Consider the following 24,372-nt stretch of genomic DNA (forward strand, 5'->3'; position numbering starts at 1 on the left):
CAACAACAACGGAGGGGCGCACCTCTCTCGGGAGGGCGGTGGCTCAGATTGACGGACGCTGAAGTCCGAACCCGACGCGTACTCGGGGCTGCAGACCAGACTCTTGGCCTCACGATCACCGCCGGTCAGTCATCGCACCGGCGGTGGCAGATCGTGGGCGCACAGGCAGTGCTTCACCTTCTCTTCGCGCGCGAGCACATGCAGAGCGGCCGCCGGCAGGATGCCATGGCAATGTGGAGCTTGTTCGCAATAGACGCAGGGATCGCCGACGGCGAACCTGGCGCAGCGGCCTCCAGCCGGCCAACGGCCAGTCCGGCATCGCGCTCCCGGGCGAACGCTTCGGCATCCACACCCTTCCACCGGTATGGAAAACGCTCATCCCGCGTTCGACAGCCACTCACACAGACGTCGAGAAGCTCAACACGTCGACGATGACGTTCACTTCAGCACCGACAGCCCGCGCACCTCGAGGCCCCCAGTCGAAGCGCACGGAGTACCGGCGCTGGCCGAACAGGTCTGCCTGGACAGACAAACTCAAGCCACCCGCAACGGCTTGATCGCGGCGACCTTGTCACGCAGCGCCCGACGCTGGAGCCGCAGCTCGTAGTTTGACTGCAGGTTCATCCACAACTCCTCGGACGTCCCGAAGTACCTCGCCAGACGGATCGCGGTATCGGCCGTGATGCCCCGCTTGCCGTGCACGATCTCGTTGATCCGCCGCGGCGGCACACCGATCGACACCGCGAGCTTGTTTTGAGTGATCCCGAAGCCCTCGATGAAATCCTCCATCAGGATCTTTCCAGGGTGGATCGGCTCGATCAGGTCGCTCTCAGTGGTAGTCGACGAGTTAGACATCGTCCGCACCTCCATCTCTCCAGACGAAGCAGAGACGCCATTGCGCGTTCACGCGGATGCTATGCTGCCCGCGTCGGTCGCCGACCGGACGCTCCAGGCGGTTGCCTGGCAGGACCCGGAGGTCCTCGACATCCTTCACCGCATGGATCAGCTCGAGCTTCCACAAGGTCGCCCGCTGCACCATCCGATCAACGCGCTTGACGTACTGCTCATGCCAGATGTGCTCGGTGTCCTTGCTGCCGAACGATCTGATCACGAGTCCAGTGTATAACGGACACCGTCATTAACGCTATACGTTAAACCTAAATTCCACCACGTCGCCGTCGACCATCACGTATTCCTTGCCTTCCATCCGGACCTTGCCGGCTGATTTGGCTGCGGCCATCGAACCGTTGGCATCGAGGTCATCGAAGGAGACGACCTCGGCCTTGATGAAGCCCTTTTGGAAGTCGGTGTGAATAACGCCGGCGGCTTCAGGGGCGGTTGCGCCCTTCGGAATGGTCCAGGCACGGGATTCCTTAGGACCGGCCGTCAGGTAGGTCTGCAGGCCCAATGTGTCGAATCCGACTCGTGCCAGCTTGTCCAGACCGGCTTCGTCCTGACCGGTGGATTCCAGCATCTCGAGGGCTTCCTCGGCGTCGAGCTCGGCGAGTTCCGACTCGAACTTGGCGTCAAGGAAAATCGCTTCGACAGGTGCCACCAATGCACGCATCTCTGCCTTCTTCTCTTCGTCAGCGAGCACATCGTCATCGACGTTGAAGACGTAGAGGAACGGCTTGACGGTCATCAGCTGCAGCTCGCGCAGCTCGGTGACGTCGAACTTGTCGGCCTGCATCGCCTGATAGAGAGTCTTTCCACTCTCGAGGATCTCGACAGCGGCGTCGATGGCAGCCAGCTGCTCTGCCGGCGCCCGTTTGCCTTTGACTTCCTTCTCGATCCGCGGCCGCGCTTTTTCCAAGGTCTGGAGGTCGGCGAGGATGAGCTCGGTGTTGATGGTGTCGATGTCATCAGCTGGGCTGATCTTTCCTTCGACGTGGATCACGTCGTCATCGACGAAGCCACGGATGACCTGGCAGATCGCTTCAGCCTCGCGGATGTTGGCCAGGAACTGATTGCCCAGCCCCTCACCTTCGGATGCGCCGCGGACGATCCCTGCGATATCGACGAAGTCGACTGTTGCGTTGAGGATTCGCTCCGAGCTGAAGATCTCTGCCAATCGAGTCAGTCGCGCGTCAGGCAACGGCACCACGCCAACGTTGGGTTCGATCGTCGCGAACGGGTAGTTCGCCGCGAGAACTTGGTTCTTGGTCAATGCATTAAACATGGTCGACTTGCCGACATTGGGCAGTCCCACGATTCCGATAGTTAGAGCCACGGTAGCTAAGTCTATCCCGGCGCCGAGGTGCGGGTCTAAATCTCGTGTCAGTGCCGTCTGTCACGCTTGAGTCATGAACTCTTTCCCCGCCACAGGAGTGATCGTCGTCCTCATCCTGGCGATCATCATCAGCGTCGTCCTCGGCTTCCTCCTCGGGCGCGCGCACGCGCGTTCTCGCTATATTGAGCGACTCACGAGAGCGGAGACTACGTCTCGGATTCTCACCAGCCGGACAGAGGATTTGGAAGCCGATGCGCAGATGGCTGGTGAGATCACCGCGGCCATCGGTCCGTTGGCGGCAAGTGTCAATCACCTGCAGGAGAACCTTCAGTCCCAGGACCGAACACAACTGGAACAGATTACGCGCCTCAATACGCAGATCGGGCACCTGAGCCAACAGAACCTCAGACTGCAGGAGTCCACCGGATCACTGGCAAGCGCACTGAATTCGACGACTCAACGTGGAGACTGGGGCGAGGTCCAGCTCAAACGCATCGTCGAATATGCAGGCCTCCTCCCCCACGTGGATTTCGAGACTCAGGTCAGCAGTGTGCGTGATGGCAAACGCCATCGCCCCGACATGACCGTGAACCTACCCGGCGGCGGAACGATCATCATCGACGCCAAAACCCCACTGTCTGCCCGGATGGACAGTACTGATTCCAACGCCGATGATCATGCTCGCGCGCTGCTGCGACACATCGATTCGCTGGCATCCAAGGAGTATTGGAAGTCCTTCGACTCGGCCCCGGACTTCGTTGTCTGCTTCGTCCCCACGGACGGGCTGCTGTCCTCGGCAGCGTCCACCTATCCGAAGATGATTGATCATGCTCTCGGCAAGAACGTCGTACTCGCCTCCCCCGCCACGCTTCTGGTTCTGCTCAAGACCGTGGCGCTCAATTGGCGACAGGCGGACATGAGCACGTCCGCGGCCGAGGTGCTCAAACTCGGCACCGAACTCTACGAACGCATCGGCACTCTGGTCACGCACGTGACGCGGATGGGATCGAGTCTGGATCGATCGGTTGAGGACTACAATCGTTTCGTCTCTTCACTGGAGTCGCGGTTCCTCGTCACTGCCCGAAAATTTCCGAACACGGGAATCGTTGCCACCGAACTCGATGCAGTTGCTGAGCTCGACTCACGCAGCCGCGGAGTCAGTGCTGAAGAACTTACACGGCCAAGCACTGCGGGACAGGATTCATTCGCAGCACAGGATACGACTGATCTGAGACGTCGCCGCACGGGCTCCGATTAGACCAGGTACCGATCAGATCAGATCAGGTCGTGATCCCGGTCAGCGCCATCACGTTTGTTCGATGTCTTCTTCCCGGCGGCCTTGAGATCCTTGCGCAGTTCGCGCGGCAGGGAGAACATGATGTCTTCCTCCGCTGTGACGATTTCCTCGACCGAGCCGAAGCCGTACTCGCCCAACAGCTTGAGAAGGTCCTGGACCAGCCCTTCCGGCACGCTCGCTCCTGAGGTCACGCCGACCGTTGCGACATCATGGAACCAGGACTCGTCGACCTCTCGAGCGAAATCGACGCGTCGTGCGTCCCTGGCCCCGTGCTCCAGAGCAACTTCGACCAGACGCACGGAGTTCGACGAATTGGCTGAGCCGACAACCAGCACCAGATCGGACTGCGGGGCGATCTTCTTCACGGCCACCTGCCGGTTCGAGGTGGCATAGCAGATGTCGTCGCTTGGAGGGTCCTGCAGGTGGGGGAACCGTTCCCGCAGAATGTTGACCGTCTCCATCGTCTCGTCGACACTCAACGTCGTCTGTGAGAGCCAGACCAGGCTCTCTGCATTGCCGATCTCGACAGTCTTGGCTTCCTCAGGGTTCTGGATCAGCGTGATGTCGTCGGGAGCCTCTCCCATCGTGCCTTCGACCTCTTCGTGACCTGCGTGGCCGACCAGAAGAATTCTGTAACCGTCACGGGCGAATCGAACTGCCTCGCGGTGGACCTTCGTCACCAGTGGGCATGTGGCATCGATCGTGGACAGCTCACGAGCGGCCGCCTCGGCGTGCACCGCAGGAGACACACCGTGCGCGGAGAACACAAGTCGAGCACCCTCGGGAACTTCATCAGTCTCGTTGACGAAGACGGCGCCGCGTTCGGAGAGGGTGTCGACCACATGACGGTTGTGCACAATCTCCTTGCGAACGTAGACGGGAGCACCATAGTGCTCGAGTGCGCGCTCGACGGCGATCACTGCGCGGTCAACTCCGGCACAGTATCCGCGCGGGGCAGCCAGAAGCACCTTCTGGTCAGCACCTTCGGGCGTCCGGATGTCCTCCGGAGCAATACGCTTGCGCGGAATGGTGGCATGGGTACAGATACGGCAGTCCAAGCTCAGTTTAGGCCGGGCACCTGAACAACGGCTACAAAGGTGCCCGGCCTAAACTGAGCTTGTGACTGCCGTATCTGTACCCATGCCCACCATTCCGCGCAAGCGTATTGCTCCGGAGGACATCCGGACGCCCGAAGGTGCTGACCAGAAGGTGCTTCTGGCTGCCCCGCGCGGATACTGTGCCGGAGTTGACCGCGCAGTGATCGCCGTCGAGCGCGCACTCGAGCACTATGGTGCTCCCGTCTACGTTCGCAAGGAGATTGTGCACAACCGTCATGTGGTCGACACCCTCTCCGAACGCGGCGCCGTCTTCGTCAACGAGACTGATGAAGTTCCCGAGGGTGCTCGACTTGTGTTCTCCGCGCACGGTGTGTCTCCTGCGGTGCACGCCGAGGCGGCCGCTCGTGAGCTGTCCACGATCGATGCCACATGCCCACTGGTGACGAAGGTCCACCGCGAGGCAGTTCGATTCGCCCGTGACGGTTACAGAATTCTTCTGGTCGGCCACGCAGGTCACGAAGAGGTCGAAGGCACGATGGGAGAGGCTCCCGACGACATCACGCTGATCCAGAACCCTGAGGAAGCCAAGACTGTCGAGATCGGCAATGCAGAGAGCCTGGTCTGGCTCTCACAGACGACGTTGAGTGTCGACGAGACGATGGAGACGGTCACATTCTGCGGGAACGGTTCCCCCACCTGCAGGACCCTCCAAGCGACGACATCTGCTATGCCACCTCGAACCGGCAGGTGGCCGTGAAGAAGATCGCCCCGCAGTCCGATCTGGTGCTGGTTGTCGGCTCAGCCAATTCGTCGAACTCCGTGCGTCTGGTCGAAGTTGCTCTGGAGCACGGGGCCAGGGACGCACGACGCGTCGATTTCGCTCGAGAGGTCGACGAGTCCTGGTTCCATGATGTCGCAACGGTCGGCGTGACCTCAGGAGCGAGCGTGCCGGAAGGGCTGGTCCAGGACCTTCTCAAGCTGTTGGGCGAGTACGGCTTCGGCTCGGTCGAGGAAATCGTCACAGCGGAGGAAGACATCATGTTCTCCTGCCGCGCGAACTGCGCAAGGATCTCAAGGCCGCCGGAAGAAGACATCGAACAAAACGTGATGGCGCTGACCGGGATCACGACCTGATCTGATCTGATCGGTACCTGGTCTAATCGGAGCCCGTGCGGCGACGTCTCAGATCAGTCGTATCCTGTGCTGCGAATGAATCCTGTCCCGCAGTGCTTGGCCGTGTAAGTTCTTCAGCACTGACTCCGCGGCTGCGTGAGTCGAGCTCAGCAACTGCATCGAGTTCGGTGGCAACGATTCCCGTGTTCGGAAATTTTCGGGCAGTGACGAGGAACCGCGACTCCAGTGAAGAGACGAAACGATTGTAGTCCTCAACCGATCGATCCAGACTCGATCCCATCCGCGTCACGTGCGTGACCAGAGTGCCGATGCGTTCGTAGAGTTCGGTGCCGAGTTTGAGCACCTCGGCCGCGGACGTGCTCATGTCCGCCTGTCGCCAATTGAGCGCCACGGTCTTGAGCAGAACCAGAAGCGTGGCGGGGGAGGCGAGTACGACGTTCTTGCCGAGAGCATGATCAATCATCTTCGGATAGGTGGACGCTGCCGAGGACAGCAGCCCGTCCGTGGGGACGAAGCAGACAACGAAGTCCGGGGCCGAGTCGAAGGACTTCCAATACTCCTTGGATGCCAGCGAATCGATGTGTCGCAGCAGCGCGCGAGCATGATCATCGGCGTTGGAATCAGTACTGTCCATCCGGGCAGACAGTGGGGTTTTGGCGTCGATGATGATCGTTCCGCCGCCGGGTAGGTTCACGGTCATGTCGGGGCGATGGCGTTTGCCATCACGCACACTGCTGACCTGAGTCTCGAAATCCACGTGGGGGAGGAGGCCTGCATATTCGACGATGCGTTTGAGCTGGACCTCGCCCCAGTCTCCACGTTGAGTCGTCGAATTCAGTGCGCTTGCCAGTGATCCGGTGGACTCCTGCAGTCTGAGGTTCTGTTGGCTCAGGTGCCCGATCTGCGTATTGAGGCGCGTAATCTGTTCCAGTTGTGTTCGGTCCTGGGACTGAAGGTTCTCCTGCAGGTGATTGACACTTGCCGCCAACGGACCGATGGCCGCGGTGATCTCACCAGCCATCTGCGCATCGGCTTCCAAATCCTCTGTCCGGCTGGTGAGAATCCGAGACGTAGTCTCCGCTCTCGTGAGTCGCTCAATATAGCGAGAACGCGCGTGCGCGCGCCCGAGGAGGAAGCCGAGGACGACGCTGATGATGATCGCCAGGATGAGGACGACGATCACTCCTGTGGCGGGGAAAGAGTTCATGACTCAAGCGTGACAGACGGCACTGACACGAGATTTAGACCCGCACCTCGGCGCCGGGATAGACTTAGCTACCGTGGCTCTAACTATCGGAATCGTGGGACTGCCCAATGTCGGCAAGTCGACCATGTTTAATGCATTGACCAAGAACCAAGTTCTCGCGGCGAACTACCCGTTCGCGACGATCGAACCCAACGTTGGCGTGGTGCCGTTGCCTGACGCGCGACTGACTCGATTGGCAGAGATCTTCAGCTCGGAGCGAATCCTCAACGCAACAGTCGACTTCGTCGATATCGCAGGGATCGTCCGCGGCGCATCCGAAGGTGAGGGGCTGGGCAATCAGTTCCTGGCCAACATCCGCGAGGCTGAAGCGATCTGCCAGGTCATCCGTGGCTTCGTCGATGACGACGTGATCCACGTCGAAGGAAAGATCAGCCCAGCTGATGACATCGACACCATCAACACCGAGCTCATCCTCGCCGACCTCCAGACCTTGGAAAAAGCGCGGCCGCGGATCGAGAAGGAAGTCAAAGGCAAACGGGCGCCGGCAGAGCAGCTGGCTGCCATCGACGCCGCTGTCGAGATCCTCGAGAGTGGAAAGACTCTCTATCAGGCGATGCAGGCCGACAAGTTCGACGTCACCGAGCTGCGCGAGCTGCAGCTGATGACCGTCAAGCCGTTCCTCTACGTCTTCAACGTCGATGACGATGTGCTCGCTGACGAAGAGAAGAAGGCAGAGATGCGTGCATTGGTGGCACCTGTCGAAGCGATTTTCCTTGACGCCAAGTTCGAGTCGGAACTCGCCGAGCTCGACGCCGAGGAAGCCCTCGAGATGCTGGAATCCACCGGTCAGGACGAAGCCGGTCTGGACAAGCTGGCACGAGTCGGATTCGACACATTGGGCCTGCAGACCTACCTGACGGCCGGTCCTAAGGAATCCCGTGCCTGGACCATTCCGAAGGGCGCAACCGCCCCTGAAGCCGCCGGCGTTATTCACACCGACTTCCAAAAGGGCTTCATCAAGGCCGAGGTCGTCTCCTTCGATGACCTCGATGCCAACGGTTCGATGGCCGCAGCCAAATCAGCCGGCAAGGTCCGGATGGAAGGCAAGGAATACGTGATGGTCGACGGCGACGTGGTGGAATTTAGGTTTAACGTATAGCGTTAATGACGGTGTCCGTTATACACTGGACTCGTGATCAGATCGTTCGGCAGCAAGGACACCGAGCACATCTGGCATGAGCAGTACGTCAAGCGCGTTGATCGGATGGTGCAGCGGGCGACCTTGTGGAAGCTCGAGCTGATCCATGCGGTGAAGGATGTCGAGGACCTCCGGGTCCTGCCAGGCAACCGCCTGGAGCGTCCGGTCGGCGACCGACGCGGGCAGCATAGCATCCGCGTGAACGCGCAATGGCGTCTCTGCTTCGTCTGGAGAGATGGAGGTGCGGACGATGTCTAACTCGTCGACTACCACTGAGAGCGACCTGATCGAGCCGATCCACCCTGGAAAGATCCTGATGGAGGATTTCATCGAGGGCTTCGGGATCACTCAAAACAAGCTCGCGGTGTCGATCGGTGTGCCGCCGCGGCGGATCAACGAGATCGTGCACGGCAAGCGGGGCATCACGGCCGATACCGCGATCCGTCTGGCGAGGTACTTCGGGACGTCCGAGGAGTTGTGGATGAACCTGCAGTCAAACTACGAGCTGCGGCTCCAGCGTCGGGCGCTGCGTGACAAGGTCGCCGCGATCAAGCCGTTGCGGGTGGCTTGAGTTTGTCTGTCCAGGCAGACCTGTTCGGCCAGCGCCGGTACTCCGTGCGCTTCGACTGGGGGCCTCGAGGTGCGCGGGCTGTCGGTGCTGAAGTGAACGTCATCGTCGACGTGTTGAGCTTCTCGACGTCTGTGTGAGTGGCTGTCGAACGCGGGATGAGCGTTTTCCATACCGGTGGAAGGGTGTGGATGCCGAAGCGTTCGCCCGGGAGCGCGATGCCGGACTGGCCGTTGGCCGGCTGGAGGCCGCTGCGCCAGGTTCGCCGTCGGCGATCCCTGCGTCTATTGCGAACAAGCTCCACATTGCCATGGCATCCTGCCGGCGGCCGCTCTGCATGTGCTCGCGCGCGAAGAGAAGGTGAAGCACTGCCTGTGCGCCCACGATCTGCCACCGCCGGTGCGATGACTGACCGGCGGTGATCGTGAGGCCAAGAGTCTGGTCTGCAGCCCCGAGTACGCGTCGGGTTCGGACTTCAGCGTCCGTCAATCTGAGCCACCGCCCTCCCGAGAGAGGTGCCCAATGTCGGCAAGTCGACCATGTTTAATGCATTGACCAAGAACCAAGTTCTCGCGGCGAACTACCCGTTCGCGACGATCGAACCCAACGTTGGCGTGGTGCCGTTGCCTGACGCGCGACTGACTCGATTGGCAGAGATCTTCAGCTCGGAGCGAATCCTCAACGCAACAGTCGACTTCGTCGATATCGCAGGGATCGTCCGCGGCGCATCCGAAGGTGAGGGGCTGGGCAATCAGTTCCTGGCCAACATCCGCGAGGCTGAAGCGATCTGCCAGGTCATCCGTGGCTTCGTCGATGACGACGTGATCCACGTCGAAGGAAAGATCAGCCCCAGCTGATGACATCGACACCATCAACACCGAGCTCATCCTCGCCGACCTCCAGACCTTGGAAAAAGCGCGGCCGCGGATCGAGAAGGAAGTCAAAGGCAAACGGGCGCCGGCAGAGCAGCTGGCTGCCATCGACGCCGCTGTCGAGATCCTCGAGAGGGAAAGACTCTCTATCAGGCGATGCAGGCCGACAAGTTCGACGTCACCGAGCTGCGCGAGCTGCAGCTGATGACCGTCAAGCCGTTCCTCTACGTCTTCAACGTCGATGACGATGTGCTCGCTGACGAAGAGAAGAAGGCAGAGATGCGTGCATTGGTGGCACCTGTCGAAGCGATTTTCCTTGACGCCAAGTTCGAGTCGGAACTCGCCGAGCTCGACGCCGAGGAAGCCCTCGAGATGCTGGAATCCACCGGTCAGGACGAAGCCGGTCTGGACAAGCTGGCACGAGTCGGATTCGACCATTGGGCTGCAGACCTACCTGACGGCCGGTCCTAAGGAATCCCGTGCCTGGACCATTCCGAAGGGCGCAACCGCCCCTGAAGCCGCCGGCGTTATTCACACCGACTTCCAAAAGGGCTTCATCAAGGCCGAGGTCGTCTCCTTCGATGACCTCGATGCCAACGGTTCGATGGCCGCAGCAAATCAGCCGGCAAGGTCCGGATGGAAGGCAAGGAATACGTGATGGTCGACGCGACGTGGTGGAATTAGGTTTAACGTATAGCGTTAATGACGGTGTCCGTTATACACTGGACTCGTGATCAGATCGTTCGGCAGCAAGGACACCGAGCACATCTGGCATGAGCAGTACGTCAAGCGCGTTGATCGGATGGTGCAGCGGGCGACCTTGTGGAAGCTCGAGCTGATCCATGCGGTGAAGGATGTCGAGGACCTCCGGGTCCTGCCAGGCAACCGCCTGGAGCGTCCGGTCGGCGACCGACGCGGGCAGCATAGCATCCGCGTGAACGCGCAATGGCGTCTCGCTTCGTCTGGAGAGATGGAGGTGCGGACGATGTCTAACTCGTCGACTACCACTGAGAGCGACCTGATCGAGCCGATCCACCCTGGAAAGATCCTGATGGAGGATTTCATCGAGGGCTTCGGGATCACTCAAAACAAGCTCGCGGTGTCGATCGGTGTGCCGCCGCGGCGGATCAACGAGATCGTGCACGGCAAGCGGCGGCATCACGGCCGATCCGCGATCCGTCTGGCGAGGTACTTCGGGACGTCCGAGGAGTTGTGGATGAACCTGCAGTCAAACTACGAGCTGCGGCTCCAGCGTCGGGCGCTGCGTGACAAGGTCGCCGCGATCAAGCCGTTGCGGGTGGCTTGAGTTTGTCTGTCCAGGCAGACCTGTTCGGCCAGCGCCGGTACTCCGTGCGCTTCGACTGGGGGCCTCGAGGTGCGCGGGCTGTCGGTGCTGAAGTGAACGTCATCGTCGACGTGTTGAGCTTCTCGACGTCTGTGTGAGTGGCTGTCGAACGCGGGATGAGCGTTTTCCATACCGGTGGAAGGGTGTGGATGCCGAAGCGTTCGCCCGGGAGCGCGATGCCGGACTGGCCGTTGGCCGGCTGGAGGCCGCTGCGCCAGGTTCGCCGTCGGCGATCCCTGCGTCTATTGCGAACAAGCTCCACATTGCCATGGCATCCTGCCGGCGGCCGCTCTGCATGTGCTCGCGCGCGAAGAGAAGGTGAAGCACTGCCTGTGCGCCCCGATCTGCCACCGCCGGTGCGATGACTGACCGGCGGTGATCGTGAGGCCAAGAGTCTGGTCTGCAGCCCCGAGTACGCGTCGGGTTCGGACTTCAGCGTCCGTCAATAGAGAGCCACCGCCCTCCCGAGAGAGGTGCGATGGTCATCGGCTTGCTGAGTCCAAAATATGCCGTCAGGGGTTCAGGACCTTGTGACAGAGAGCTCCTCACGAACGATGCTCGTTCCCGCGCTCAGCGCGCTCAACTTCCCGAGGGCGACATCCCGCGAGAACGGCGCCATGCCGCAGTTTGTGCTCGGGATGAGGTTGTCCGAGTCGACGAATTTGAGCGCCTTGCGCAGGGTGTCGGCAACTTCCTCCGGAGTCTCGATGGTCTCATTCGCCACGTCGATGCCCCGAGCATGACCTTTTTGCCGCGGATGAGCTCGATGAGGTCCATCGGGACACGGGAGTTATGGCACTCCAGTGAGACGATGTCGATGGTCGACTGCCGCAGGAGCGGGAACGATTCCTCGTACTGGCGCCATTCTGACCGAGGGTTGCTTTCCAGTCATTGTTTGCAGTGATCCCGTAGCCGTAGCAGATGTGCACGGCGGTTTCCGCGCGCAGTCCTTCCGCAGCTCGCTCCAGCGTGGCAATTCCCCAGTCCTTCATCTCGTCGAAGAAGACATTGAAGGCAGGCTCGTCGAACTGGATGATGTCCACTCCGGCTGCTTCCAGGTCCCGCGCCTCCTGATTGAGAACTGCGGCGAACTCCCAGGCCAATTTCTCGCGGCTCTTGTAATAGCCGTCGTAGAGCGTGTCGATCATAGTCATCGGGCGGGGAGCGCCCATTTGATCGTTGGTCGGTCTGCTGCCGGAGGAACTTCGCGTCGTCGGCGAACACTGGCTTCTCACGGCTCACTGCGCCGACCACGGTAGGCACGCTTGCGTCATAGCGATCACGGATTCGAACCGTCTCCCGCTTCTCGAAATCAACGCCGTTGAGGTGTTCGATGAATGTGGTGACGAAATGCTGTCGGGTCTGTTCTCCGTCGCTGACGATATCGATGCCGCGGTTGGTCTGCTCGTGGACTGCGATACGCAGGGCATCACGTCTGCCCTCGGCCAGGTCATCGCCCTGCAGATTCCACGGTGACCAGAGGATCTCAGGCTGTGCGAGCCATGACGGCTTCGGCAGGCTGCCGACGATCGAAGTGGGCAATAGTGTCGGCGTCATCGATTCTTCTCCTGTGGCTCATGCAGCTGGAATGGGATAGTTGGCGGCCCACTGTTCGAGCATTTCCCGGTGTGGTTGATGAAAGCCTCCGCCGTGTACTTTCCTGCTTGATTGCAAGCTGACTACGTTCGGCGCGATCGTAGGCAATCGGTGTCTCCGAGAAGTCCTGCCGCTTCAGCGTCGGCCGGTAGGTCGCCTCGGCGGCCACGTGCGCATTGTAGATTCCGGTCGATAGATCCTTTGGAAGGTCTCCATCGTGCTGATCGTGCCGATGAGCTGCAGATTGGAATAGTCGTTGAGGAGATCGCCGCGAAAATAGAACGCAAGCGGCGCGACACTGCCGGGCGGCATGAAGTATCTCACCTGCAGTCCCATCTTTCCGAAGTAGTCGTCGGTCAGCGAATACTCGTCCTGCTGGTACTCCACGCGAGGATCGGATGGTGATTCTCGGTGCGATGGTACGTCTTGCTCGTCGACACACTGATGCAGACCACGGGTGCCGCCCGGAAGCGTTCCCGATATGCTGCGGAATCGAGGAAGTGCTGGAACAGTTTGCCGTGGAGATCGCCGAAGTCGTCGGGGACGGTGAATTCGCTCGCAGCATCGTTGACCGCTGGAAGGTCGCACGCTGAAATCGAAATCGCGGACGTAGGACGAGAAGTTGTTTCCCACGATCCCGGGGTGGCGGTCAACAGTCCTTCGATCGACGATTTGGATGTCCAGAAACTCGAGCAATGGGAATTCCTGATCGCCGTCTGCAGCCCTGAACTGGAGCTCCCCGGAGACGATCTCGAGGTCGACGGTGTAGCGGTCCCTATCGGGGTTGTCCCAGTGGGCGAGGTCGTTGAACCGGCGATTGATAGTCGTCAGGGTGTTGCGGAGGTTCTGCCGACGATGCTCGCCCCTGGCGAGGTTCGCGAAGTTCGTCGTGGCTCGTGAACTATCCGATGGCGAGTAGTGCTCGTCGAATCGGGTGGTAGTGAGCTGAATGTGAACTCGGTTGTCATGGACGTCCAATTCCGTAATCGATCGGCGGGCTCGGCCATGCGGAGGTCTTCGAAACCATCCTGCAGGCAACGGGCGGATATCGGGTAACTTGGCTCAACTATGGATTCATATAGTCTTTATCTATGGCCCGAGGATTGAGAAGCATCACGCTGCTGCAGGCTCCACTACTTCATCGAGGGTCGCGGCGGAGGGCTCGATCACGGCCGCTGCTGATCTGCTTATGTCTCCAGCCGACGATGTCTGCAGCTATGAAGGATCTGAGGACCCGGGTGGGTCGGGCGTTGCTCTTCCGATCCGCCCGCGGGGTGACGCTCACTGTTGATGGTGCGGAGTTCCTCGGCTATGCGAGGCAAGTGGTGAGCAGGCGGAGCTCCTCGAGCAGCATTATCTCGGCGCGCCCCCGTCGCGACGTCTACTCGGGGTATCGGCGCAGCACTACTCGTTCGTGGTCGATGCGTTCGTGCGGATGGTCAAGGCCAGCGATGCGCCGAGTATGAGTTCTCGCTGCGTGAGACTCGCACCTGGGACATCATCGAAGATGTTCGCACGCTCCGCAGTGAGCTCGGCATTCTTTACCGGAACGACTTCAACCAGAAGGTCATCGACAAACTGCTGCGGGACTCCGGACTTGTCTTTCACCCGCTTTTCGTTGCAGTCCCGCACATCTTCATCCTCCGGAAGAACCGCTTGCCGCCGAGATCGCGTCACCTCGACGATCTCGACCGCGCGTACCACGGCTCACCTTCGATCAGGGAGCGAACAACTCGTTCTACTTCGCCGAGGAGATCCTGTCGACTTTGTCGAGTAAGCAGGAGATCCGGGTCTCCGACCGTGCGACGATCTTCAATCTCATGATCGGGCTCGACGGCTACACACGATCTCGACGGGCATCATCAGCGATGACCTCGATCCAGAGATCGTCGCCGATTCCGCTCGACGCTCGACGAACGCATCGAGATCGGCTGGATCGAACATTCCCGGAGATCCCGCTCACCGAGCAAGCGCGACGCTACCTCGAAGAAGTGCCGGGCCGTCATCACAGGGTTTCGTCTCGAACTGCTCGGCTAGCTCCGAGAATGCTGTCTGCGTCCATGATGCTCGTGCGCAAGGGGGATTGCTCACCTAACCGGACTCATGTCCTGCGCTAGCAGTCGACCCTGGCGTCAGCATATGATCGCAACGATGAGATCTGATGCAGGTGCGAGTGTCAACCTGGAAGCGAAAGTTGAGGACAGGAAGATGACCAGACGCGCGATGTCGCGCGAGTTCGCTGCCGCCAGTCGGGAATAGAGGGGGCGTTCGTTCCGCGTAACGGTAGTTAGGGTGTGTATATGGTTCCTCGCACGTCGGCCTGGCTCTTCCACTACTGGGCTTGATTGCAGCGATGTCGGACTACGCGCATCTCTGTATCCCGGGGCTTGGGCCACCTCGTCACTGGTGGGTCGGCCGGTGATGTCGCCGCGCCCACCGTGTGGCCACCTGATTAGACTGGCGTCGGCCGTATGGACTGATTCGGCTATCCACAGCGGGTAATCGTCGATGCGGCAGGGGCCGTTTGACTGCACCTGTGCGCCGACGCCCCCTGCGCATAGCGACGATTCCGACGAGGAGCACGATCAGTCCTGCCAGAGCCGTTATCGGTGCCACGGTGGGCGCGAACCGAGCCGCAACCGTGCTGAGTGGCCCAAGCCCGGGAATCAGCGATGCGAGTCCGAAGATCGCTGCAATCACGCCCAGTATGAGACCGAGGACGAGGACCATTACCCGGAATACTTTCGCGACGCCCCCTCTTTCCGAGTGCGGCAGCGAACTCGTGCTGTTGGTCATCTTCTGTCCTCAACTTTCGATCTTCCAGGTTGACACTCCACCTGCATCAGATCTCATCGTTGCGATCATATGCTGACGCCAGGGGTCACTCTAGCGCAGGACATGATCCGGTTAGGTGAGCAATCGCCCTTGCGCACGAGCATCATGGACGCAGACAGCATTCTCGGAGCTAGCCGAGCAGTTCGAGACCGAAACCCGTGATGACGGCCCGCACTTCTTCGAGGTAGCGTCGCGCTTGCTCGGTGAGCGGGATCCCGGAATGGTCGATCCAGCCGATCTCGATGCGTTCGTCGACGTCGAGCGGAATCGCGACGATCTCTGGATCGAGGTCATCGCTGATGATGCCCGTCGAGATCGTGTAGCCGTCGAGCCCGATCATGAGATTGAAGATCGTCGCACGGTCGGAGACCCGGATCTCCTGCTTACTCGACAAAGTCGACAGGATCTCCTCGGCGAAGTAGAACGAGTTGTTCGCTCCCTGATCGAAGGTGAGCCGTGGTACGTCGGCGAGATCGTCGAGGGTGACGCGATCTCGGGCGGCAAGCGGGTTCTTCCGGGAGATGAAGATGTGCGGGACTGCAACGAAAAGCGGGTGAAAGACAAGTCCGGAGTCCCGCAGCAGTTTGTCGATGACCTTCTGGTTGAAGTCGTTCCGGTAAAGAATGCCGAGCTCACTGCGGAGCGTGCGAACATCTTCGATGATGTCCCAGGTGCGAGTCTCACGCAGCGAGAACTCATACTCGGCCGCATCGCTGGCCTTGACCATCCGCACGAACGCATCGACCACGAACGAGTAGTGCTGCGCCGATACCCCGAGTAGACGTCGCGACGGGGGCCGCCCGAGATAATGCTGCTCGAGGAGCTCCGCCTGCTCAACGACTTGCCTCGCATAGCCGAGGAACTCCGCACCATCAACAGTGAGCGTCACCCCGCGGGCGGATCGGAAGAGCAACGCCCGACCCACCCGGGTCTCAAGATCCTTCATAGCTGCAGACATCGTCGGCTGGGAGACATAGAGCAGATCAGCAGCGGCCGTGATCGAGCCCTCCGCCGCGACCTCGATGAAGTAGTGGAGCTGCAGCAGCGTGATGCTTCTCAATCCTCGGGCCATAGATAAAGACTATATGAATCCATAGTTGAGCCAAGTTACCCGATATCCGCCCGTTGCCTGCAGGATGGTTTCGAAGACCTCCGCATGGCCGAGCCCGGCCGATCGATTACGGAATTGGACGTCCATGACAACCGAGTTCACATTCAGCATCACTACCACCCGATTCGACGAGCACTACTCGCCATCGGATAGTTCACGAGCCACGACGAACTTCGCGAACCTCGCCAGGGGCGAGCATCGTCGGCAGAACCTCCGCAACACCCTGACGACTATCAATCGCCGGTTCAACGACCTCGCCCACTGGGACAACCCCGATAGGGACCGCTACACCGTCGACCTCGAGATCGTCTCCGGGGAGCTCCAGTTCAGGGCTGCAGACGGCGATCAGGAATTCCCATTGCTCGAGGTTCTGGACATCCAAATCGTCGATCGAAGGACTGGTGACCGCCACCCCGGGATCGTGGGAAACAACTTCTCGTCCTACGTCCGCGATTTCGATTTCAGCGTGCGACTTCCAGCGGTCAACGATGCTGCGAGCGAATTCACCGTCCCCGACGACTTCGGCGATCTCCACGGCAAACTGTTCCAGCACTTCCTCGATTCCGCAGCATATCGGGAACGCTTCCGGGCGGCACCCGTGGTCTGCATCAGTGTGTCGACGAGCAAGACGTACCATCGCACCGAGAATCACCATCCGATCCTCGGCGTGGAGTACCAGCAGGACGAGTATTCGCTGACCGACGACTACTTCGGAAAGATGGGACTGCAGGTGAGATACTTCATGCCGCCCGGCAGTGTCGCGCCGCTTGCGTTCTATTTTCGCGGCGATCTCCTCAACGACTATTCCAATCTGCAGCTCATCGGCACGATCAGCACGATGGAGACCTTCCAAAGGATCTATCGACCGGAGATCTACAATGCGCACGTGGCCGCCGAGGCGACCTACCGGCCGACGCTGAAGCGGCAGGACTTCTCGGAGACACCGATTGCCTACGATCGCGCCGAACGTAGTCAGCTTGCAATCAAGCAGGGAAAGTACACGGCGGAGGCTTTCATCAACCCACACCGGGAAATGCTCGAACAGTGGGCCGCCAACTATCCCATTCCAGCTGCATGAGCACAGGAGAAGAATCGATGACGCCGACACTATTGCCCACTTCGATCGTCGGCAGCCTGCCGAAGCCGTCATGGCTCGCACAGCCTGAGATCCTCTGGTCACCGTGGAATCTGCAGGGCGATGACCTGGCCGAGGGCAGACGTGATGCCCTGCGTATCGCAGTCCACGAGCAGACCAACCGCGGCATCGATATCGTCAGCGACGGAGAACAGACCCGACAGCATTTCGTCACCACATTCATCGAACACCTCAACGGCGTTGATTTCGAGAAGCGGGAGACGGTTCGAATCCGTGATCGCTATGACGCAAGCGTGCCTACCGTGGTCGGCGCAGTGAGCCGTGAGAAGCCAGTGTTCGCCGACGACGCGAAGTTCCTCCGGCAGCAGACCGACCAACCGATCAAATGGGCGCTCCCCGGCCCGATGACTATGATCGACACGCTCTACGACGGCTATTACAAGAGCCGCGAGAAATTGGCCTGGGAGTTCGCCGCAGTTCTCAATCAGGAGGCGCGGGACCTGGAAGCAGCCGGAGTGGACATCATCCAGTTCGACGAGCCTGCCTTCAATGTCTTCTTCGACGAGATGAAGGACTGGGGAATTGCCACGCTGGAGCGAGCTGCGGAAGGACTGCGCGCGGAAACCGCCGTGCACATCTGCTACGGCTACGGGATCACTGCAAACAATGACTGGAAAGCAACCCTCGGGTCAGAATGGCGCCAGTACGAGGAATCGTTCCCGCTCCTGCGGCAGTCGACCATCGACATCGTCTCACTGGAGTGCCATAACTCCCGTGTCCCGATGGACCTCATCGAGCTCATCCGCGGCAAAAAGGTCATGCTCGGGGCCATCGACGTGGCGAATGAGACCATCGAGACTCCGGAGGAAGTTGCCGACACCCTGCGCAAGGCGCTCAAATTCGTCGACTCGGACAACCTCATCCCGAGCACAAACTGCGGCATGGCGCCGTTCTCGCGGGATGTCGCCCTCGGGAAGTTGAGCGCGCTGAGCGCGGGAACGAGCATCGTTCGTGAGGAGCTCTCTGTCACAAGGTCCTGAACCCCTGACGGCATATTTTGGACTCAGCAAGCCGATGACCATCGCACCTCTCTCGGGAGGGCGGTGGCTCAGATTGACGGACGCTGAAGTCCGAACCCGACGCGTACTCGGGGCTGCAGACCAGACTCTTGGCCTCACGATCACCGCCGGTCAGTCATCGCACCGGCGGTGGCAGATCGTGGGCGCACAGGCAGTGCTTCACCTTCTCTTCGCGCGCGAGCACATGCAGAGCGGCCGCCGGCAGGATGCCATGGCAATGTGGAGCTTGTTCGCAATAGACGCAGGGATCGCCGACGGCGAACCTGGCGCAGCGGCCTCCAGCCGGCCAACGGCCAGTCCGGCATCGCGCTCCCGGGCGAACGCTTCGGCATCCACACCCTTCCACCGGTATGGAAAACGCTCATCCCGCGTTCGACAGCCACTCACACAGACGTCGAGAAGCTCAACACGTCGACGATGACGTTCACTTCAGCACCGACAGCCCGCGCACCTCGAGGCCCCCAGTCGAAGCGCACGGAGTACCGGCGCTGGCCGAACAGGTCTGCCTGGACAGACAAACTCAAGCCACCCGCAACGGCTTGATCGCGGCGACCTTGTCACGCAGCGCCCGACGCTGGAGCCGCAGCTCGTAGTTTGACTGCAGGTTCATCCACAACTCCTCGGACGTCCCGAAGTACCTCGCCAGACGGATCGCGGTATCGGCCGTGATGCCCCGCTTGCCGTGCACGATCTCGTTGATCCGCCGCGGCGGCACACCGATCGACACCGCGAGCTTGTTTTGAGTGATCCCGAAGCCCTCGATGAAATCCTCCATCAGGATCTTTCCAGGGTGGATCGGCTCGATCAGGTCGCTCTCAGTGGTAGTCGACGAGTTAGACATCGTCCGCACCTCCATCTCTCCAGACGAAGCAGAGACGCCATTGCGCGTTCACGCGGATGCTATGCTGCCCGCGTCGGTCGCCGACCGGACGCTCCAGGCGGTTGCCTGGCAGGACCCGGAGGTCCTCGACATCCTTCACCGCATGGATCAGCTCGAGCTTCCACAAGGTCGCCCGCTGCACCATCCGATCAACGCGCTTGACGTACTGCTCATGCCAGATGTGCTCGGTGTCCTTGCTGCCGAACGATCTGATCACGAGTCCAGTGTATAACGGACACCGTCATTAACGCTATACGTTAAACCTAAATTCCACCACGTCGCCGTCGACCATCACGTATTCCTTGCCTTCCATCCGGACCTTGCCGGCTGATTTGGCTGCGGCCATCGAACCGTTGGCATCGAGGTCATCGAAGGAGACGACCTCGGCCTTGATGAAGCCCTTTTGGAAGTCGGTGTGAATAACGCCGGCGGCTTCAGGGGCGGTTGCGCCCTTCGGAATGGTCCAGGCACGGGATTCCTTAGGACCGGCCGTCAGGTAGGTCTGCAGGCCCAATGTGTCGAATCCGACTCGTGCCAGCTTGTCCAGACCGGCTTCGTCCTGACCGGTGGATTCCAGCATCTCGAGGGCTTCCTCGGCGTCGAGCTCGGCGAGTTCCGACTCGAACTTGGCGTCAAGGAAAATCGCTTCGACAGGTGCCACCAATGCACGCATCTCTGCCTTCTTCTCTTCGTCAGCGAGCACATCGTCATCGACGTTGAAGACGTAGAGGAACGGCTTGACGGTCATCAGCTGCAGCTCGCGCAGCTCGGTGACGTCGAACTTGTCGGCCTGCATCGCCTGATAGAGAGTCTTTCCACTCTCGAGGATCTCGACAGCGGCGTCGATGGCAGCCAGCTGCTCTGCCGGCGCCCGTTTGCCTTTGACTTCCTTCTCGATCCGCGGCCGCGCTTTTTCCAAGGTCTGGAGGTCGGCGAGGATGAGCTCGGTGTTGATGGTGTCGATGTCATCAGCTGGGCTGATCTTTCCTTCGACGTGGATCACGTCGTCATCGACGAAGCCACGGATGACCTGGCAGATCGCTTCAGCCTCGCGGATGTTGGCCAGGAACTGATTGCCCAGCCCCTCACCTTCGGATGCGCCGCGGACGATCCCTGCGATATCGACGAAGTCGACTGTTGCGTTGAGGATTCGCTCCGAGCTGAAGATCTCTGCCAATCGAGTCAGTCGCGCGTCAGGCAACGGCACCACGCCAACGTTGGGTTCGATCGTCGCGAACGGGTAGTTCGCCGCGAGAACTTGGTTCTTGGTCAATGCATTAAACATGGTCGACTTGCCGACATTGGGCAGTCCCACGATTCCGATAGTTAGAGCCACGGTAGCTAAGTCTATCCCGGCGCCGAGGTGCGGGTCTAAATCTCGTGTCAGTGCCGTCTGTCACGCTTGAGTCATGAACTCTTTCCCCGCCACAGGAGTGATCGTCGTCCTCATCCTGGCGATCATCATCAGCGTCGTCCTCGGCTTCCTCCTCGGGCGCGCGCACGCGCGTTCTCGCTATATTGAGCGACTCACGAGAGCGGAGACTACGTCTCGGATTCTCACCAGCCGGACAGAGGATTTGGAAGCCGATGCGCAGATGGCTGGTGAGATCACCGCGGCCATCGGTCCGTTGGCGGCAAGTGTCAATCACCTGCAGGAGAACCTTCAGTCCCAGGACCGAACACAACTGGAACAGATTACGCGCCTCAATACGCAGATCGGGCACCTGAGCCAACAGAACCTCAGACTGCAGGAGTCCACCGGATCACTGGCAAGCGCACTGAATTCGACGACTCAACGTGGAGACTGGGGCGAGGTCCAGCTCAAACGCATCGTCGAATATGCAGGCCTCCTCCCCCACGTGGATTTCGAGACTCAGGTCAGCAGTGTGCGTGATGGCAAACGCCATCGCCCCGACATGACCGTGAACCTACCCGGCGGCGGAACGATCATCATCGACGCCAAAACCCCACTGTCTGCCCGGATGGACAGTACTGATTCCAACGCCGATGATCATGCTCGCGCGCTGCTGCGACACATCGATTCGCTGGCATCCAAGGAGTATTGGAAGTCCTTCGACTCGGCCCCGGACTTCGTTGTCTGCTTCGTCCCCACGGACGGGCTGCTGTCCTCGGCAGCGTCCACCTATCCGAAGATGATTGATCATGCTCTCGGCAAGAACGTCGTACTCGCCTCCCCCGCCACGCTTCTGGTTCTGCTCAAGACCGTGGCGCTCAATTGGGCGACAGGCGGACATGAGCACGTCGCGGCCGAGGTGCTCAAACTCGGCACCGAACTCTACGAACGCATCGGCACTCTGGTCACGCACGTGACGCGGATGGGATCGAGTCTGGATCGATCGGTTGAGGACTACAATCGTTTCGTCTCTTCACTGGAGTCGCGGTTCCTCGTCACTGCCCGAAAAATTTCCGAACACGGGAATCGTTGCCACCGAACTCGATGCAGTTGCTGAGCTCGACTCACGCAGCCGCGGAGTCAGTGCTGAAGAACTTACACGGCCAAGCACTGCGGGACAGGATTCATTCGCAGCACAGGATACGACTGATCTGAGACGTCGCCGCACGGGCTCCGATTAGACCAGGTACCGATCAGATCAGATCAGGTCGTGATCCCGGTCAGCGCCATCACGTTTGTTCGATGTCTTCTTCCCGGCGGCCTTGAGATCCTTGCGCAGTTCGCGCGGCAGGGAGAACATGATGTCTTCCTCCGCTGTGACGATTTCCTCGACCGAGCCGAAGCCGTACTCGCCCAACAGCTTGAGAAGGTCCTGGACCAGCCCTTCCGGCACGCTCGCTCCTGAGGTCACGCCGACCGTTGCGACATCATGGAACCAGGACTCGTCGACCTCTCGAGCGAAATCGACGCGTCGTGCGTCCCTGGCCCCGTGCTCCAGAGCAACTTCGACCAGACGCACGGAGTTCGACGAATTGGCTGAGCCGACAACCAGCACCAGATCGGACTGCGGGGCGATCTTCTTCACGGCCACCTGCCGGTTCGAGGTGGCATAGCAGATGTCGTCGCTTGGAGGGTCCTGCAGGTGGGGGAACCGTTCCCGCAGAATGTTGACCGTCTCCATCGTCTCGTCGACACTCAACGTCGTCTGTGAGAGCCAGACCAGGCTCTCTGCATTGCCGATCTCGACAGTCTTGGCTTCCTCAGGTTCTGGATCAGCGTGATGTCGTCGGGAGCCTCTCCCATCGTGCCTTCGACCTCTTCGTGACCTGCGTGGCCGACCAGAAGAATTCTGTAACCGTCACGGGCGAATCGAACTGCCGCGGTGGACCTTCGTCACCAGTGGGCATGTGGCATCGATCGTGGACAGCTCACGAGCGGCCGCCTCGCGCGCGTGCACCGCAGGAGACACACCGTGCGCGGAGACACACAAGTCGAGCACCCTCGGGAACTTCATCAGTCTCGTTGACGAAGACGGCGCCGCGTTCGGAGAGGGTGTCGACCACATGACGGTTGTGCACAATCTCCTTGCGAACGTAGACGGGAGCACATAGTGCTCGAGTGCGCGCTCGACGGCGATCACTGCGCGGTCAACTCCGGCACAGTATCCGCGCGCGGGCAGCCAGAAGCACCTTCTGGTCAGCACCTTCGGCGTCCGGATGTCCTCCGGAGCAATACGCTGCGCGGAATGGTGGGCATGGGTACAGATACGGCAGTCACAAGCTCAGTTTAGGCCGGGCACCTGAACAACGGCTACAAAGGTGAAGCAATCACAATCACACCACCGCTCCCACCACCGGATTCCATCCCCGATCGCCTGAGTTCCTGCGCGGCGATGATTCGCCATGTCACCACCGTTCGTTAGGGTGGTGGATTGGGAAGGGGAGACAACATGGCGAACGAATTCCGGCACTCCGGAACCCTCGGCGAAACAGTCGACGCTCAGGAACTGGCTGCGACGGCAGGTGAGACGACGGCGGAGAACCCGTGGCCCCTGAGTCTGCTCTCAAGCAAGATGAAATCCTATATCGACCGCATGTCGAGTGTGTGGATCGAGGGACAGGTTGTCGAGCTCAATCACCGCGGCAAGGCCAGCTACCTGACTCTGCGCGATAACGACGTCGAAATGTCGTTGCCGGTCCAGATCTGGAAGAACGTGCTCGACCGCACTGGAGCTCCGCTGTCGGAGGGCAGCCATGTCGTCGCCAACCTCAAGGCAGATTTCTGGACGAAGACCGGTCGTCTGACCATGCGGGCCAATGAAATCCGGGCTGTCGGCCTCGGTGAGCTGCTGGCCCGGCTCGAGCGACTGAGAAACAGCTCGGCGCGGAGGGACTGTTCGATCCGAATCGGAAGAAAACGCCTGCCGTTCCTGCCCAATCGGATCGGCCTCATCACCGGCGCGGACTCCGACGCGCAGAAGGACGTCGTTCGCAACGTCGCCCTGCGCTGGCCGGCCGCCGAGTTCGAGATCCGCAACTGCGCTGTCCAGGGCCCCGACGCTGTGCCGGGGTAATGAAGAATCTCGCCAACTCGATGCCGACCCGCAGATCGACATCATCGTCATCGCTCGCGGCGGTGGGAGCATGGAAGACCTGTTGCCGTTCTCCAACGAAGGCCCTGGTCCGGGCCGTGTCTGAGGCGAGCACTCCCGTCGTGTCGGCGATCGGCCACGAGGCCGACCGCCCGATCCTCGATGAAGTTGCCGATATCAGAGCGTCGACTTCCCACCGACGCAGCCAAACGCATCGTGCCGGATGTGGCCGAAGAAGCAATGAACCTGCTGCGCGGCGCGGGCGGAACTCGATGCCGCCGTCAACCGGATCATCGACCGGGAGCAGGAGATCTCACCTCAGTCCGATCACGTCCGGTGCTGGCCGAGCCGCAGACTATGG

At 60.4% G+C, this 24,372-nt stretch carries 22 protein-coding genes and 9 pseudogenes; 17 read left to right on the plus strand and 14 right to left on the minus strand.

The window, feature by feature from the left end; genetic code table 11:
* Positions 1 to 397: 397 nt before the first annotated feature.
* From HX613_RS02250 to ychF (HX613_RS02265), 4 genes are read right to left on the minus strand one after another with little or no spacing between them, the layout of a single operon-like run.
* Complete coding sequence (locus tag HX613_RS02250) at positions 398 to 538, minus strand: hypothetical protein (protein ID WP_235343896.1); 141 nt, start codon at positions 536 to 538, stop codon at positions 398 to 400.
* Positions 535 to 855 (minus strand): HigA family addiction module antitoxin, encoded by a 321-nt coding sequence (locus HX613_RS02255; RefSeq protein ID WP_235343905.1) that lies wholly within the window; start codon positions 853 to 855, stop codon positions 535 to 537. The genes HX613_RS02250 and HX613_RS02255 overlap by 4 nt, the downstream gene beginning before the upstream one ends.
* Complete coding sequence (locus HX613_RS02260; protein WP_235343897.1) at positions 848 to 1,111, minus strand: type II toxin-antitoxin system RelE/ParE family toxin; 264 nt, start codon at positions 1,109 to 1,111, stop codon at positions 848 to 850. The genes HX613_RS02255 and HX613_RS02260 overlap by 8 nt, the downstream gene beginning before the upstream one ends.
* A gap of 33 nt (positions 1,112 to 1,144) precedes the next feature.
* On the minus strand, positions 1,145 to 2,230 hold the full coding sequence (ychF, locus tag HX613_RS02265; protein ID WP_235343898.1) for a redox-regulated ATPase YchF: 1,086 nt from the start codon (positions 2,228 to 2,230) through the stop codon (positions 1,145 to 1,147).
* 73 nt (positions 2,231 to 2,303) lie between these two features.
* Here ychF (HX613_RS02265) and HX613_RS02270 point away from each other — a divergent pair, with 73 nt between their 5' ends.
* Entirely contained in the window at positions 2,304 to 3,488 is a 1,185-nt protein-coding gene (locus HX613_RS02270; RefSeq protein WP_235343899.1) for a DNA recombination protein RmuC, read from the plus strand.
* Between the two features lie 17 nt (positions 3,489 to 3,505).
* On the opposite strand, the gene HX613_RS02275 is transcribed toward HX613_RS02270, so the two are convergent.
* Positions 3,506 to 4,585, minus strand: a complete 1,080-nt coding sequence (locus HX613_RS02275; RefSeq protein WP_235343900.1) for a 4-hydroxy-3-methylbut-2-enyl diphosphate reductase — start codon at positions 4,583 to 4,585, stop codon at positions 3,506 to 3,508.
* Positions 4,586 to 4,667: 82 nt separating this feature from the next.
* On the opposite strand from HX613_RS02275, the pseudogene HX613_RS02280 reads away from it, so the two are divergent.
* Positions 4,668 to 5,724 (plus strand): annotated as a pseudogene (locus tag HX613_RS02280) (4-hydroxy-3-methylbut-2-enyl diphosphate reductase).
* 17 nt (positions 5,725 to 5,741) lie between these two features.
* On the opposite strand, the gene HX613_RS02285 reads toward HX613_RS02280, so the two are convergent.
* Complete coding sequence (locus tag HX613_RS02285) at positions 5,742 to 6,926, minus strand: DNA recombination protein RmuC (RefSeq protein ID WP_235343899.1); 1,185 nt, start codon at positions 6,924 to 6,926, stop codon at positions 5,742 to 5,744.
* A 73-nt stretch (positions 6,927 to 6,999) separates the two neighbouring features.
* On the opposite strand from HX613_RS02285, the gene ychF (HX613_RS02290) reads away from it, so the two are divergent.
* The 8 genes and pseudogenes from ychF (HX613_RS02290) (at position 7,000) to HX613_RS02325 (ending at position 11,007) form a co-directional block, all read left to right on the plus strand.
* Positions 7,000 to 8,085, plus strand: a complete 1,086-nt coding sequence (gene ychF / locus HX613_RS02290; protein ID WP_235343898.1) for a redox-regulated ATPase YchF — start codon at positions 7,000 to 7,002, stop codon at positions 8,083 to 8,085.
* A gap of 33 nt (positions 8,086 to 8,118) precedes the next feature.
* The gene (locus HX613_RS02295; RefSeq protein WP_235343897.1) at positions 8,119 to 8,382 is read left to right on the plus strand and encodes a type II toxin-antitoxin system RelE/ParE family toxin; all 264 of its coding nucleotides are present in this window, start codon (positions 8,119 to 8,121) and stop codon (positions 8,380 to 8,382) included.
* Positions 8,375 to 8,695 (plus strand): HigA family addiction module antitoxin, encoded by a 321-nt coding sequence (locus HX613_RS02300; RefSeq protein ID WP_235343905.1) that lies wholly within the window; start codon positions 8,375 to 8,377, stop codon positions 8,693 to 8,695. The genes HX613_RS02295 and HX613_RS02300 overlap by 8 nt, the downstream gene beginning before the upstream one ends.
* A complete protein-coding gene (locus tag HX613_RS02305) occupies positions 8,692 to 8,832 on the plus strand; it encodes a hypothetical protein (protein ID WP_235343896.1) in 141 nt (46 codons plus the stop codon). Before HX613_RS02300 ends, HX613_RS02305 begins: the two co-directional genes overlap by 4 nt.
* 399 nt (positions 8,833 to 9,231) lie before the next feature.
* Positions 9,232 to 10,248, plus strand: a pseudogene (gene ychF / locus HX613_RS02310) (redox-regulated ATPase YchF).
* Between the two features lie 118 nt (positions 10,249 to 10,366).
* Positions 10,367 to 10,459: pseudogene (locus tag HX613_RS02315) on the plus strand (hypothetical protein); the annotation flags it as partial.
* A 90-nt stretch (positions 10,460 to 10,549) separates the two neighbouring features.
* Positions 10,550 to 10,870 (plus strand): HigA family addiction module antitoxin, encoded by a 321-nt coding sequence (locus HX613_RS02320; RefSeq protein WP_235343906.1) that lies wholly within the window; start codon positions 10,550 to 10,552, stop codon positions 10,868 to 10,870.
* Complete coding sequence (locus HX613_RS02325; protein WP_235343896.1) at positions 10,867 to 11,007, plus strand: hypothetical protein; 141 nt, start codon at positions 10,867 to 10,869, stop codon at positions 11,005 to 11,007. Before HX613_RS02320 ends, HX613_RS02325 begins: the two co-directional genes overlap by 4 nt.
* Positions 11,008 to 11,429: 422 nt before the next feature.
* Here HX613_RS02325 and HX613_RS02330 read toward each other — a convergent pair.
* Positions 11,430 to 12,466 (minus strand): annotated as a pseudogene (locus HX613_RS02330) (methionine synthase).
* Between the two features lie 18 nt (positions 12,467 to 12,484).
* Positions 12,485 to 13,473 (minus strand): annotated as a pseudogene (locus HX613_RS22945) (putative oxygenase MesX).
* A gap of 172 nt (positions 13,474 to 13,645) precedes the next feature.
* On the opposite strand from HX613_RS22945, the pseudogene HX613_RS02345 reads away from it, so the two are divergent.
* Positions 13,646 to 14,542, plus strand: a pseudogene (locus HX613_RS02345) (LysR family transcriptional regulator).
* 928 nt (positions 14,543 to 15,470) lie between these two features.
* Here the strand turns inward: HX613_RS02345 and HX613_RS02350 are convergent.
* Entirely contained in the window at positions 15,471 to 16,412 is a 942-nt protein-coding gene (locus HX613_RS02350) for a LysR family transcriptional regulator (RefSeq protein ID WP_235343902.1), read from the minus strand.
* A gap of 124 nt (positions 16,413 to 16,536) precedes the next feature.
* Here HX613_RS02350 and HX613_RS02355 point away from each other — a divergent pair, with 124 nt between their 5' ends.
* Positions 16,537 to 17,529 carry a putative oxygenase MesX gene (locus tag HX613_RS02355; RefSeq protein WP_235343903.1) on the plus strand — a complete coding sequence of 331 codons (993 nt, stop codon included), beginning with the start codon at positions 16,537 to 16,539 and terminating at the stop codon, positions 17,527 to 17,529.
* 17 nt (positions 17,530 to 17,546) lie between these two features.
* Entirely contained in the window at positions 17,547 to 18,587 is a 1,041-nt protein-coding gene (locus tag HX613_RS02360) for a methionine synthase (protein WP_235343907.1), read from the plus strand.
* A 422-nt stretch (positions 18,588 to 19,009) separates the two neighbouring features.
* On the opposite strand, the gene HX613_RS02365 is transcribed toward HX613_RS02360, so the two are convergent.
* From HX613_RS02365 to ychF (HX613_RS02380), 4 genes are read right to left on the minus strand one after another with little or no spacing between them, the layout of a single operon-like run.
* Positions 19,010 to 19,150 carry a hypothetical protein gene (locus HX613_RS02365; RefSeq protein ID WP_235343896.1) on the minus strand — a complete coding sequence of 47 codons (141 nt, stop codon included), beginning with the start codon at positions 19,148 to 19,150 and terminating at the stop codon, positions 19,010 to 19,012.
* Positions 19,147 to 19,467: a HigA family addiction module antitoxin gene (locus HX613_RS02370; RefSeq protein ID WP_235343905.1), complete on the minus strand. Its 321-nt coding sequence runs from the start codon at positions 19,465 to 19,467 to the stop codon at positions 19,147 to 19,149. The genes HX613_RS02365 and HX613_RS02370 overlap by 4 nt, the downstream gene beginning before the upstream one ends.
* Complete coding sequence (locus tag HX613_RS02375) at positions 19,460 to 19,723, minus strand: type II toxin-antitoxin system RelE/ParE family toxin (protein ID WP_235343897.1); 264 nt, start codon at positions 19,721 to 19,723, stop codon at positions 19,460 to 19,462. Before HX613_RS02375 ends, HX613_RS02370 begins: the two co-directional genes overlap by 8 nt.
* 33 nt (positions 19,724 to 19,756) lie before the next feature.
* On the minus strand, positions 19,757 to 20,842 hold the full coding sequence (gene ychF / locus HX613_RS02380; RefSeq protein WP_235343898.1) for a redox-regulated ATPase YchF: 1,086 nt from the start codon (positions 20,840 to 20,842) through the stop codon (positions 19,757 to 19,759).
* Positions 20,843 to 20,915: 73 nt separating this feature from the next.
* On the opposite strand from ychF (HX613_RS02380), the gene HX613_RS02385 reads away from it, so the two are divergent.
* On the plus strand, positions 20,916 to 21,977 hold the full coding sequence (locus tag HX613_RS02385; RefSeq protein WP_235343904.1) for a DNA recombination protein RmuC: 1,062 nt from the start codon (positions 20,916 to 20,918) through the stop codon (positions 21,975 to 21,977).
* A 141-nt stretch (positions 21,978 to 22,118) separates the two neighbouring features.
* Here HX613_RS02385 and HX613_RS02390 read toward each other — a convergent pair.
* Positions 22,119 to 23,176, minus strand: a pseudogene (locus tag HX613_RS02390) (4-hydroxy-3-methylbut-2-enyl diphosphate reductase).
* Positions 23,177 to 23,369: 193 nt separating this feature from the next.
* Here HX613_RS02390 and HX613_RS22455 point away from each other — a divergent pair.
* The 3 genes and pseudogenes from HX613_RS22455 to HX613_RS22465 form a co-directional block, all read left to right on the plus strand.
* Positions 23,370 to 23,993 carry an exodeoxyribonuclease VII large subunit gene (locus tag HX613_RS22455; protein ID WP_328284881.1) on the plus strand — a complete coding sequence of 208 codons (624 nt, stop codon included), beginning with the start codon at positions 23,370 to 23,372 and terminating at the stop codon, positions 23,991 to 23,993.
* A 20-nt stretch (positions 23,994 to 24,013) separates the two neighbouring features.
* Positions 24,014 to 24,151: pseudogene (locus HX613_RS22460) on the plus strand (hypothetical protein); the annotation flags it as partial.
* A gap of 28 nt (positions 24,152 to 24,179) precedes the next feature.
* Positions 24,180 to 24,372: pseudogene (locus HX613_RS22465) on the plus strand (hypothetical protein); the annotation flags it as partial.

Source organism: Brevibacterium sp. UCMA 11754 (assembly GCF_021532275.1).
Classification (GTDB): Bacteria; Actinomycetota; Actinomycetes; order Actinomycetales; family Brevibacteriaceae; genus Brevibacterium.

Excerpts from the sequence above, each read along its gene's own strand:
- HX613_RS02255 (WP_235343905.1), bottom strand. The coding sequence starts at position 855 with ATGTCTAACTCGTCGACTACCACTGAGAGCGACCTGATCGAGCCGATC.
- HX613_RS02270 (WP_235343899.1), top strand. The coding sequence starts at position 2,304 with ATGAACTCTTTCCCCGCCACAGGAGTGATCGTCGTCCTCATCCTGGCG.
- HX613_RS02285 (WP_235343899.1), bottom strand. The coding sequence starts at position 6,926 with ATGAACTCTTTCCCCGCCACAGGAGTGATCGTCGTCCTCATCCTGGCG.
- HX613_RS02300 (WP_235343905.1), top strand. The coding sequence starts at position 8,375 with ATGTCTAACTCGTCGACTACCACTGAGAGCGACCTGATCGAGCCGATC.
- HX613_RS02320 (WP_235343906.1), top strand. The coding sequence starts at position 10,550 with ATGTCTAACTCGTCGACTACCACTGAGAGCGACCTGATCGAGCCGATC.
- HX613_RS02350 (WP_235343902.1), bottom strand. The coding sequence starts at position 16,412 with ATGGCCCGAGGATTGAGAAGCATCACGCTGCTGCAGCTCCACTACTTC.
- HX613_RS02355 (WP_235343903.1), top strand. The coding sequence starts at position 16,537 with ATGACAACCGAGTTCACATTCAGCATCACTACCACCCGATTCGACGAG.
- HX613_RS02360 (WP_235343907.1), top strand. The coding sequence starts at position 17,547 with ATGACGCCGACACTATTGCCCACTTCGATCGTCGGCAGCCTGCCGAAG.
- HX613_RS02370 (WP_235343905.1), bottom strand. The coding sequence starts at position 19,467 with ATGTCTAACTCGTCGACTACCACTGAGAGCGACCTGATCGAGCCGATC.
- HX613_RS02385 (WP_235343904.1), top strand. The coding sequence starts at position 20,916 with ATGAACTCTTTCCCCGCCACAGGAGTGATCGTCGTCCTCATCCTGGCG.
- HX613_RS22455 (WP_328284881.1), top strand. The coding sequence starts at position 23,370 with ATGGCGAACGAATTCCGGCACTCCGGAACCCTCGGCGAAACAGTCGAC.